This is a genomic window from Athalassotoga saccharophila, from assembly GCF_009936215.1.
GTDB classification, from domain to species: Bacteria; Thermotogota; Thermotogae; order Mesoaciditogales; family Mesoaciditogaceae; genus Athalassotoga; species Athalassotoga saccharophila.
This window is the reverse complement of the sequence record NZ_AP019551.1, coordinates 233,265-245,616: the sequence shown is the minus strand read 5'-3', so window position 1 is coordinate 245,616 and position 12,352 is coordinate 233,265. Positions and strand designations below refer to the sequence as shown.

The following is a 12,352-nucleotide window of genomic DNA, read 5'->3' as shown; positions in this document are numbered from 1 at the left end:
GCGCAGGGCAGGATGCCCTCGAGATGGCCTCCGCAGCGCAGCGAGGACCAGACATCGAGTGGGGCACCTGCCGGAGCGATGATTCGGAATTTGAATTTTGTTTAGCATAATTCTTAGGAGGTGCTGATATGATGCGTTACCAGTTGTTTATCAACGGAAAGTTCGTTGATTCATCATCGGGGAAGTTTTTCAACGTTATAAATCCATCAACAGAGGAAACGATATCCGAGTGTCCCGAAGGTACCGTTGAGGACACACGAAAGGCCATCGATGCTGCTTACGAATCGCAGAAAAAATGGGCGAAATTGCCCGCGATAGAGCGCGCAAAATATTTAAGAAAAATTGCAGACGGAATTCGCAAAAATGCAGAAATGCTTGCAACAACAATTGTCGAAGAACAGGGCAAAATTCGGTCTCTTGCGCGCGTTGAGGTAGACTTCACGGCCGATTATATCGATTACATGGCAGAATGGGCAAGAAGGTTAGAAGGCGAGATCATACCCAGTGACAGACCCAACGAAAATATTCTTTTATACAGGATGCCCATAGGAGTTGTGGCAGGGATTTTACCCTGGAATTTCCCATTCTTCTTGATAGCAAGAAAGATGGCCCCGGCGCTTATCACGGGAAACGCCGTTGTGATAAAGCCGAGTTCGGACACACCAAATAACGCCTTTGAATTTGCCAAGATCGTGGCCCATACGGATCTGCCGGCAGGTATCTTCAACCTTGTAAGCGGGAAAGGATCAGTTGTGGGAAATGAACTTGCATCGAATCCAAAGATTGGAATGGTGAGTTTCACAGGATCGGTCGAGACCGGATCGAAGATAATGGAACTGGCATCGAAAAACATAACAAAAGTATCTCTTGAACTCGGAGGAAAGGCACCTGCGATTGTCATGGACGATGCCGACATAGATCTCGCTGTCAAAGCGATAAAGGATTCAAGGGTTATAAACACAGGTCAGGTGTGCAATTGTGCCGAACGCGTTTACGTTCACGAAAAAATTGCTGACGAATTCATAGAAAAAATGACAAAAGCCATGAAAGAGACAACTTATGGTGATCCATTGCGCGAAGAGGTCGAGATGGGTCCTTTGATAAATGCAAATGCCTTAAAATCGGTGGACGGCATGGTAAAACGCGCTATAGAACAGGGCGCAAAGATGGTAACGGGAGGACGAGCAGAAGACAGAAAGAAGGGATTTTTCTACAAACCGACAGTTTTAACAGACTGCAAACAGGACATGGAGATAATTCACAAAGAAATCTTTGGTCCTGTGCTTCCAATAGTCAAATTCAAAAATCTCGATGAGGCGATAGAGATGGCAAATGATTCTGAATACGGTCTGACCTCATCTATATACACCCAAAACATAGACGTTGCCATGAGAGCGGCAAATGAGATAAAATTTGGAGAAACCTACATAAACCGTGAGAATTTCGAAGCAATGCAGGGTTTTCATGCGGGGTGGAGGAAGTCCGGAATAGGTGGAGATGACGGAAAACATGGAGTTGAGGAATTTACAAACACACATGTCGTATATTTGCAGTATAATCAAAATAAGAAATAAAAGCATATCGCACATGGCAAATGGGCGAGAGTGTTTTGCTTTTTCAAGTATGCTCGATTAACTTTAAATATGAAATGTCGTTGGCTCCGGCATTCGCCTTTCGGTGTCTGTCCTCGCTCCGCTGCGAAGGCCACCTCGAGGCATCATGCCCTCCGCCAAACTCAAAAATTGTGTTTTACTTTTAAAAGAGATTTAGTATACCATACGCTATTGGCTATATGCTATTCCATATGCTATTTCGGATTGGAGGTTTCGAATTGAAAATATGCGTTTTGATAAAGCAGGTTCCGGCAACGGACAAAGTCAAGATAGATGAAAAAACTGGCACGATGGTAAGATCCGAGATGGAGGCCGAACTCAATCCTCTCGATATGTACGCAGTGGAAGAGGCCGTCAGGATAAAAGAAAGATTAAAAGATGCCCATATCACGGTCATAACAATGGGCCCTCCATCTGCCTCCGATGCGATAAAGGATGCGATCTCGATTGGATGTGATGATGGATACCTTTTGACTGACAGGCGCTTTGCCGGAGCAGATACATGGGCTACGGCCTACACTTTGTCTGCGGCGATAAAAAAGATAGGTGGATTTGATCTTGTACTTTGCGGAGAACGCGCCACAGACGGAGAAACGGGCCAGGTCGGACCGTCAGTCGGATCGCAGATGGGAATTCCAGTTCTTACGTATGTAAGTGAGATAGTCGAACTTACAGATAAATACGTGAGGGTCAAAAGGGCCATAGAAGGCGGCCATGAGATCGTCGAGGTTGATCTGCCGGCACTTATCAGCGTTGTCAAAGAGATAAATGATCCGAGGATACCAAATCTTTCCGGAAAATTGAAGGCCAAATCTGCCCAGGTCAAAAATTTTGACGCAATTTCAATAGAAGCAGATCAATCAAAAATAGGCCTTGGAGGATCTCCTACAAGAGTTGTGAAGGTATTTTATCCGAAGTTGACAAGAAGCGGGCAGATCTTAAGATCAAAAGATCCTCAAAGTGCGGCAAAAGCGCTTTTGAATTTTCTAAAATCAAAGGAGATAATTTAGATGCCAGGCGTATGGACACTTGCAGAATTTCGTGAAGGTGTTATAAATTCAGTCTCTTACGAATTGTTGGCATGGGGCAGATCGCTTGCAGACACTTTAAATGTAGAACTTTCAAGCGTGGTTTTGGGATATGAAATTAAAGATGTGGAGACCCTTTTCGATCACGGAGCGGATACCGTCTACAAAGTCGATGACAAAAGGATCGAACATTTCCTGCCAGACAGTTATTCGAATATACTTTTTTCCCTTGTCAAAAAGTACGATCCGCAGATAATAATAGCATCGGCAACAACTTATGGAAGAACCATAATGCCTATTCTTTCGACAAAACTCAACACTGGTCTTACGGCCGACTGCACAAAACTTGAAATAGGAGAGGATGGTACTCTGCTTCAAACAAGGCCGGCGATAGGCGGAAATGTTATGGCGACGATACGAACGCAGACAAGACCTCAAATGGCAACAGTCAGGCCTCGATCAAAAAAGCCAATCTCGTACGATAAAAGTCAAAGGAAAGTAATCGTGCCGGAAATAGAGGATGAACTTTTCAAAAGCGCTTACAGATGGATAAAATTTGAAAGAGACGAAAGCACAGATCTGCCAATTCAGGAGGCGGACGTCGTCATTGCAGGTGGGCGTGGAATGAAGGACGAAAAGAATTTCGAGATGCTTTACGAACTCGCCAAAAAATTGAATGGAGTTGTCGGTGCCTCGCGTACGGCCGTCGATATGGGATGGATCCCATATTCTCACCAGGTGGGCCTGTCAGGCAAGACCGTCAGCCCTCATCTTTACATGGCCTTCGGCATCTCGGGTGCGATTCAACACATAGCGGGTATGTCTTCATCGGATATCGTGATCGCCGTAAACACCGACCCAGACGCTCCTATCTTCAACGTTGCCGACTTTGGAATAATAGGAGACGCCACAGAGATAATTCGAGAACTTTTGAAAGCGCTTGGTGATGAGAATGAATGAATTCAAAAAGGTAGACGAAAAGGTTGTAAAAGAGTTAAGACAAATAACATCTGACGCATCTGTCATATACGAAGATAAAGAAACGCTAAAGAATTATTCTCACGATGAGGCGGGAGGAGATTATTACGCGCATATGCCTGATGTGGTTGTAAAGGTTGAAAATGCAGATCAGATCTCCAAAATTCTCAAATTCGCAAATGCACAACATATTCCCGTAACGCCGAGAGGTGCCGGAAGCGGCCTTGCGGGAGCAAATGTCCCCCTTTACGGCGGAATAGTTTTATCCGTTGAAAAGATGAACAGGATAATCGAAATAGACAAAAACAACCTTGTCGCCGTCGTTGAGCCCGGTGTCGTCACAAACGATCTGTGCAAAAAGGTCGCAGATGCAGGATTGTATTACGCCGGGTATCCGATGAGCGTGGAGACAAGTTTCATAGGGGGCAATGTCGCGACGAATGCGGGTGGAAGCAAAGTTATAAAGTACGGCAATACGGGCCATCACGTCATAGGTCTCGAAGTTGTCATGTCAGACGGACAAATAGTGGAATTCGGAGGAAAGAGAAGAAAAGACTCTTCCGGATACGATTTCATTCACCTCTTTGTCGGTTCCGAAGGGACGCTGGGAGTATTTTCAAAGATCTATCTTAACCTTATTCCTTTACCCGGAAAGACCGTTGATCTACTTGCTCCTTTCAAAGACATAGAGACAGCCATTTCAAATGTCGGAAGACTTATGATAGAGAGCAAAACCCTTCCAAGTGCGATAGAGTTTATAGATGGAATTTCAGTGAAACTGGGATCCATTTACAACAACATAAAACTTCCGTTTCAGGACGAAGCCGGCGCATATCTTTTGATCCAGTACGAGGGCAGAAAAAAAGAGGAAATAGAAGATCTTTACGAGATAGGCGGAAAGGCGCTTATGTCTGGAGGTGCAATGGATGTCTTTGTGGCCGACAACAGGACAAATTCCGAAAAACTATGGAGAATAAGAAGAAACTGGCTTGAAGGCATAAAGGCTTTTGATCCTTACGCTCCAACCGGAGACGTAGTTGTTCCCACCGACAAAATTCCGCAGATAATGCAATATATCTCGGAGATTTCTGTGGAGTACAAAGTCCAAATCCCCGTTGCGGGCCATGCGGCAGACGGAAATGTTCATCCCGCACCGATGAAGCCAAAGAAGATAAATCCTTTGGAATGGAAAGACATATCCGAAGAAATTCTCGATAAAATTGCCCTGAAGGCTGCCAGCCTTGGAGGCGCGATAAGTGGGGAACACGGTGTAGGATTCATAAAAAAAGACCTTTTGAAAAAGACGAAGCCAGATCAGTATGTATTCATGAAGAAGGTAAAAGATATCTTCGATCCCACAGGAATAATGAATCCGGGAAAATTATATTAAAACTTTTAAATTCATTTGATATTTATCCTTAACGCTGGGCCTGCCAATAGTTTTTCGTAAACTCCATTTTTGTCAGTATTAACAAGTATTTAGCCACTCTTTCCTCTATCCCAGATAATGTGGTTGCATTTGCAACATTTTACCAAAAATTTCTTTGTTAAAATAAAAAAGATGTAAAATAATGTCGAGTTTGGTTCAAGACAAGGTTTATCATTAATCCCAAATACAATCCGAGGAGGGAAGAGTCAAATGGCCAATCTTGAAAGATATTTCAGAATGCTTAGCGAGTGCAATCAAATATTGCTTAGAGCGGAGGATGAAAATACACTTGCCCGACAGATATGCGACGCGATAGTAAACATAGGGGGATTCGATTCTGCCTTCGTAGGACTTCTCAAAGGTGACAGACTTAACTTAGAAATTTCAAGCGGGGTCCTCAAGCAATACGCAGACAAAATAAAAATTGAGCCAGATAATCCACAATATTCAGCCGGTGCATCCGGCAGGGCACTCAAAGATGGCCAGACACACATTTACAACGATGTCACCTATGAGAAGGATTACGATGTGTACAGAGATATAATAAATGAAACGGGTCTCAAGGCAAATATGGCCGTAGCGATTAAAGTGGATGAAAAGATAATAGGAACAATTGGAGTCTATTCAAAGATTCCCGGCATATTCACAGATATCGAAAAAAGACTTTTTGAAGAACTTGCCGGAGATTTGGCCTACGGCATAACCGCGATGAGATCAAAAAAGAGGATAGAAAAACTTAATGAGATTCTTAAAAGCATAAGAATGGCAAATCAAAGAATTGCAAAAGAGGACAATTTGGATAACCTCCTCGAAGGCTTTTGCAAGGATTTAGAGAGTGCGAGATTCTACCATGGAGTCGCAATCTATTCCGAGGGTAAGATTTACTGTGCAGGAGATTGCTGTCCCGTTATAAAAGAATGTATAAAATCGGGAGAATTAGAAAAGTGCACAGATGAATTTCAAGTCATTGATTACAAATGTTCCGTTCATCCCGATTCAAAGCCTGCATGCATAAAAAAGGCCTATGGTAAATTATTTGTCTGTGCGAGGGAAGAAATCTTTGACGATCCCGAACAAGTCTCTCTTTTGAAAGAACTTGCAGGAGATCTTGGAGTTGGAATAGAGAGAATACTGAATCGATCGGACGCTTTGACATTTGGAAGAATAGTCCAAAATCTTTCTGAAGAAATTCACATTGTAGATCCAGACACTCTGAAATACAAACTCGTAAATCCAATCACTTTAAGAAGACTCGGTTATACATTCAACGAGATAAAAGAAATCAAGGCCTCAGATGTAAAGACTGATCTTACTTTCGATGAGATCAAAGAAATGCTTGAGCCTTTAAGACGCCACGAGAAAGAATACGTCCAGTTTGAGACGATTCACAAAAGAAAGGATGGCACAACTTACCCGGTGATGATCTCGGTCTTCTACAACGATGATCCCGTCAATCCATCTTACGTTGCCATCGCGACGGATCTGTCTGGAATAAAGGGTATGGAGTTAAAGATAAACTCCCTTGTCGATTCACTTGTCATTGCCCTGTCAGACATGGTCGAGGTAAAAGATCCCTACACGGCAGGCCATCAAAGACGGGTGAGCATGTTAGCAGTTAGAATTGGAAAAGAGATGGGACTAAAAGATGAGGAGATAAAAGAGATAGAGATCGCGGGCCTTCTTCATGACATAGGAAAGATAAGCATTCCTCTCGATATCCTTACAAAACCATCCAAACTGAAAAAGACGGAATTCGAACTCATAAAGGACCATGTCGAAGAAGGGTACAAGATATTAAGACGCATAAAAGATTTTGAAACCGTCGCCACAATGGTGCGCCAGCACCACGAAAGGATAAATGGAAGCGGATATCCTCTTGAGATCAAGGGAGATAAAATGGCAATAGGTGGAAAGATACTTGCCGTTGCAGACGTTGTCGAGGCGATGTCATCCCACAGGCCTTACAGGGCAGCGCTCGGAATTGAGGCGGCATTGGAAGAGATAAATGACAATATTGGAATTCTCTACGATGAGGATGTAGTTAAAGCGTGCAATAGAGTCTTTGATAGCGGATGGACTTTCGATACTCCTGAAAATGATTAATCAACCGAAAAGGTTCATATTAGAACTTGTAATTATATCCGCGATAATATCTGGAATTGCTTACATCGCATATTACTCGATTGAGGAGAATGCAAAATGTATAAAGTCAAGCAAAAAATGATCCACTGCGCCCATTAAAAGTGATCCACCTCAGTTATTTCTTTGCTCCTTGCCTCTTTATCTTACCAAATACAAAAAAAGAGAAAAGTTTTGGGGCATATACAAAGATAATGTATAATTATAATTGTCGAAATCTCACCTTCTTGGGAGGGATACAAATGAGAAAGGTTCAAACGGTACTGTATGTGTTGTTAGCGTTACTTGTAATCGATTCGGCTTTTGCGATCCTTTTCAAAGACATGAGATATGTGCTTATTACATCACTTGTGACACTCGGTGTCGCAGTGCTTTTGGCAATTCTGTCCTACATTGTGGTCATAAAGCCGATGGGACGTCTCAATTCCAAGACCGCTGAATCCGAAAGATTAGACATAGTCGAGTTGTCAAAACTTGACAAAGATGCGGGTCTTAGAGGACTTGGACTAAAAATCGGGGCGCTTTTCGAAAAGATAAGATTAAAACTCAAAGATCTGTTTAAAGGCATAAGGTTGACTGCCGTAGACAACAGTACCGTTGCAAGAAATCTCAAGAGTTTTTCTAAAGAATTCAATGAGATGGAAAATTCCCTTAAAAAAGTTAACGCATCGGTTCAGAACATCTCGGCCGCAATAGAGGAGTTAAACGCCTCGATTGAACAGGTTGCATCTTCGAGCCAGACACTCGCAAAGTCTGCCCAGGAACTTTCAGAGACTTCAAACGGTGTTTCAGACAACGCATCTAAAGGAGAAAAAGCGCTAAAAGAGACCGGCGAGAAAATGGAAGATTTCAAATCAAAGGTAAGTCAAATAAGCGATCAGGCAAAGGCACTTACAAACTACGTCAACCTCATAAATGAGGCAGTTTCTGTGATATCAAGTATATCCGATCAGACAAATCTCCTTGCGCTTAACGCCGCGATAGAGGCCGCGCGTGCCGGAGATGCCGGAAAAGGCTTTGCAGTCGTCGCGGATGAGATAAGAAAACTTGCCGAGGAGAGCAAGAACGCGGCATTGAAGATAGGAAACAATCTAAAAGATGTAATCTCTGGAATAGGAGAGATCTCTCAAAATATCTCGAGTGTCAATGATCAACTTACTCAAATTCTAAAAAACAATGAGGAGACAACCTCAACGATTGTCTCGATACTCGACTCTGTAAAGACCATGAATTCACCGATATCCGGTATAGCCGCGAGCGCCGAAGAGTTCAGCGCGTCGGCCGAGGAAATGACCGCGGCATCCAAGAATATAACCGATATGTCGACAGAAGTTAGCGGTGCGATGGGGCTTATAGAAGAGAAGATAAACGATATATCATCACGATTGGGAGAACTCGTTTCAAATGCCGAAAAATCAATAGCAGAGACACAAAAGATAGTTGGAGAACTAACGGCATACACAATTTATTCAAAGGCCGAGTTTGCAGATCAATTGCAAGAGGCAATAAATGCGCACAAAAACTGGCTTAACAGACTTGAAAGCGCTGTTCAGAATGAAAAGGTTGTCGATTTGGAGACCGATCCCCACAGATGCAATTTTGGAATACTCATGTACTCTGTAACGCCTCCTGACGAGATAAAAAGCGAGTGGCAAAGGGTCGAATCTCTTCATGCTTCAGTCCACGAATACGGAGGCAGGACACTTGCGGCGCTTGAGTCAAAGAATTTAACAGAGGCAAGGCAGAATCTTTCCTACGCCGAATCGAGTGCGAATGAACTTATAAAACTCCTTGGCGATTTACAGGCGAGATTAAGATAAAGAAGCGGGACAACCCGCTTCTTTATTTTGAGAGAGAGTAGAAGTCTATTCCCGGTCTTATTCCATTCGGATACCATCCTTTTAGCCAAGTACGGCTTACGAATATTCCGAATGGTTGATCTGTCCAGATATAGAGTGCGTTATCGTAATCTAACTCTTCAAGTTGTTTGACTATTTCAGCACGCTTTGAAAGGTTAGAGGTGGTAAGGAGATCATTTACAAGCGGATCGAGATCCTTTTGGGCAAAACTGACAAAATTTTGACCTATGAATGCTCCAAATATGCCCGTTGAAGAATAATATGCATACGCAAGATCATAAGGATCTGGATAATCGGCAAGATATCCCATCGTGAAGATCGGTAATTTGAAAGAAAGACTATCGCTGAGAAGGTTTGGCCACAACTCTCCGACAACATTTATTTGGAATTTGGGATTGATCTCCCTTGCGGCATTGCTTAGCGCTGTAAGTGCTAACTGCCCGGTTGTGTCTCCACTTTCGTATATTGCAGAGAACTTAAATCCCTTTTTCCATAACTCTCCGTTGTATGCCTTTTTGAAATACTCAACGGCTTTTGAAAGATCTTGATCATATTCCGGCAAATTCTGGCTGTATCCAAACATTCCTTTCATTATCGCGCCGTTTGGTTGAAATGCGAGATTATTATAAGCCTCTTTTATGTACTTGCTGTAAGGAAAGAGATATTCAAAACCCTTTCTCACGTCCAAATTTGAGAAGAAATCCGGTGGAATGCCGTTTCCGTCCAATTTTCCCGATCCAATGTAGGGATTGCCATCACTGACTAAATTCCACGTGAAATTCAGTTCATAAACGGAAAGTTGGGGATAGACCGAGACTTTTATGTTCTTGTCATTTTGCACCTCGGATAAGTTTTCGACGGGTACGTAAATCGCGTCAGCCTGGCCAGATTCCAGATCGAGCAATCTTGTCGTGAATTCATTTACATACTTTATGACCGCATACTTTGTTGGGGCTGGTCCTGCCCAGTATTTATCAAATCTTTGAAAGGCTATTTCTCTGTTGGGTATGTAATATTTCATGAAATACGGTCCGGTTCCGTTTTCTATATTCGTGAGGGTATCTTGGCTAAGTGTGGGATTATGGTAATACCACCAGTCATCAGCCTTTCCGTCCCATGCCTTATTTTCCGCGCACCATTTTTCATCGAGGATGACAGATTCGCATATTCCACCTTTTGCAAGTGTGTAAAGGAAAGGTTCGAATGGTTGTGGAAGATGAATTATTACGTCATTTCCTTTAATTTCGAAATCACTTGCAAGCAGGTTAAAGGCATTTATCAGGGCCTGCTTGTATTTGTCGTTGATCGGGACTTTTGTGCCAGTTGCGAAAATGCCGAGAGAACTTAGACTCGTGTAATTTAGAGGATCGCTAAGATCGAGTTCCTTTGCAACTTCCTGGACGATCGTCGAAACGTAATGACCGTCTATCATGGGAAGCAATGGTTGGGCAAGCATCCATGACGGCCCTCCGCTGTAATCGAGAAGAACCAATCTTTCAAGAGAATAGACCACATCCTGAGGAGTTAAAAGGTCTCCATTGTGAAAATAGACACCCTGTCTGATGTGAAATACATAAGTTTTACCGTTGTCAAGAATCGTTCCATCTGCAACAGATGGAACATTTGTCGACAGCATTGGAAGCAGTTTTGTTGTCGATGTCCCATCATATTGAAGCAGGGAATCGTAAAGTTGCCATATAACCTCGGCAGATGTGGTGTCATACTCCCAGGCCGGATCTAAAGATTGAAAAGGTCCTGGCTCTTCGTAGACTATTGTGTCTGGGTTTACGACATTTTGGGACATTCCCATGGATACGATGAAGAAAAGGATCGTTGAAAACACAAAAAATCTTTTCATCTTCTTACCTCCAATCTAAAATAAAAAGGGCCACATTTTTCAATGTGGCCCGGTGGAATCTATACCCCAAAGATCAAGGCACTGCTCCACCGGGCAGTACTCTATGATCTCTTCTCTCATTTGTCATTTTTGTCATTACCAAAATCGAAATTATTCGCATTTTTTACCTCTTTTGCAACTTTGAAAGTATATTAACCTATAAACATTAATATATGATTTTTACAAAATTAAATTTTAATTATACTTTAATCACATAATCTTTATTCCCTCTATGTATATACTTTCGACTTTTGATCTGGCATCGAATGGATGACCGCTCCATATCACAAGGTCTGCATCCTTTCCCTCTTCAATGGACCCTACCCTGTCTGAAATGCCAAGTATTCTGGCGGGATTTATCGTAAGCATCTTTAGCAAATCCTCTTCCTTCGCACCATACCTTAGAGCACTCGCGGCCTGAATAGACGCATACTCGAGAGGAATTACCGGATGATCGCACATGAGAGCCGTCAAAACTCCCTTCTCATTCAATATCTTTATCGAATCCATAGTCATATCTTTTAACTCTCTTTTCGTCCTGAAGGTCATCAAAGGCCCTACAACTACGGGTATCCCTTTCTCTTTTAAATAATCGGCTATCTTGTACCCTTCTGTCCCGTGCTCTATGACGAATCTAAATCCAAATTCCTCCGCTATCCTTGTTGCAGTCAATATGTCATCGTAACGATGGGCATGAATTCTGGCCGGAATCTCTCCTTTAAGGACTTTTTCTCCCGCTTCGAGTTTGAGATCCCTTTCTGTGAATGGCCTGCCATCCTTCTGTGCGATCTCCTTCTTTTTCATGTAATCCTGTACTCTCGTAAAATAAGATCTTATGACAGATGCCACTCCCAAACGTGTCGATGGAGTCTTTTTTTGATCACCGTAAACCCTTTTTGGGTTTTCACCGAAGGCCATCTTCAATCCCGCGGGCTCTTTGATTATCATCTCATTTACTATCTTTGATTTGAACTTTATTATCGCTCCTTGCCCTCCGATTGGATTCGCACTTCCGGGCACTATCATTACCGTTGTGACTCCGCCACTGAGTGCCCTGTCTATGGCATCATCCTCAGGGTTGAATCCATCAATGGCTTTAACATCGGCCGTGATAGGATCTGTGACTTCATTTACATCTGACCCAACCGGGTCGTTGACACTTTCTTCTTTGAGCCCTATGTGGGAATGGGCATCTATGAAGCCGGGAATCAAATATTTTCCCTCGAGGTCTATTACCTCTGTATCTTTGTCCTTTTTTATCGATTCACCAATTTTGTATATTTTGGAATCTTTGACAAGCACGTCTCCTTTGAATGGTTTGGACGTAATTGGAAAAACATTCGCGTTTTTGAAAAGTAATTTCATTTTAGCCTCCTTGTGTAGATTTTAGATTATCAATTTCTTCCCTC

The 12,352-nt window shown here is 42.7% G+C and carries 8 protein-coding genes; 6 read left to right on the top strand and 2 right to left on the bottom strand.

Translation table 11 applies throughout. The features are described from left to right. Window positions 1-128: 128 nt before the first annotated feature. From aldA to ATHSA_RS01150, 6 genes are all read left to right on the top strand, one after another. Window positions 129-1,574 (top strand): aldehyde dehydrogenase, encoded by a 1,446-nt coding sequence (gene aldA, locus ATHSA_RS01170; RefSeq protein WP_161847365.1) that lies wholly within the window; start codon window positions 129-131, stop codon window positions 1,572-1,574. A gap of 257 nt (window positions 1,575-1,831) precedes the next feature. Continuing rightward, entirely contained in the window at window positions 1,832-2,623 is a 792-nt protein-coding gene (locus ATHSA_RS10110; RefSeq protein ID WP_174755539.1) for an electron transfer flavoprotein subunit beta/FixA family protein, read from the top strand. Next, window positions 2,624-3,601 (top strand): electron transfer flavoprotein subunit alpha/FixB family protein, encoded by a 978-nt coding sequence (locus ATHSA_RS10105; RefSeq protein WP_174755537.1) that lies wholly within the window; start codon window positions 2,624-2,626, stop codon window positions 3,599-3,601. After that, window positions 3,594-5,009 (top strand): FAD-binding oxidoreductase, encoded by a 1,416-nt coding sequence (locus tag ATHSA_RS01160; RefSeq protein WP_161847364.1) that lies wholly within the window; start codon window positions 3,594-3,596, stop codon window positions 5,007-5,009. The genes ATHSA_RS10105 and ATHSA_RS01160 overlap by 8 nt, the downstream gene beginning before the upstream one ends. A 249-nt stretch (window positions 5,010-5,258) precedes the next feature. After that, window positions 5,259-7,151, top strand: coding sequence for an HD domain-containing phosphohydrolase (locus ATHSA_RS01155; protein ID WP_161847363.1), 1,893 nt, complete (start codon window positions 5,259-5,261; stop codon window positions 7,149-7,151). Between the two features lie 278 nt (window positions 7,152-7,429). Next, the gene (locus tag ATHSA_RS01150) at window positions 7,430-9,007 is read left to right on the top strand and encodes a methyl-accepting chemotaxis protein (RefSeq protein ID WP_161847362.1); all 1,578 of its coding nucleotides are present in this window, start codon (window positions 7,430-7,432) and stop codon (window positions 9,005-9,007) included. Window positions 9,008-9,029: 22 nt separating this feature from the next. Here ATHSA_RS01150 and ATHSA_RS01145 read toward each other — a convergent pair whose 3' ends face one another. Together ATHSA_RS01145 and ATHSA_RS01140 are read right to left on the bottom strand one after the other, a co-directional pair. Further along, on the bottom strand, window positions 9,030-10,904 hold the full coding sequence (locus tag ATHSA_RS01145) for an ABC transporter substrate-binding protein (RefSeq protein ID WP_161847361.1): 1,875 nt from the start codon (window positions 10,902-10,904) through the stop codon (window positions 9,030-9,032). Window positions 10,905-11,153: 249 nt separating this feature from the next. Next, window positions 11,154-12,308, bottom strand: a complete 1,155-nt coding sequence (locus ATHSA_RS01140) for an amidohydrolase (RefSeq protein ID WP_161847360.1) — start codon at window positions 12,306-12,308, stop codon at window positions 11,154-11,156. Between the last annotated feature and the right edge of the window lie 44 nt (window positions 12,309-12,352).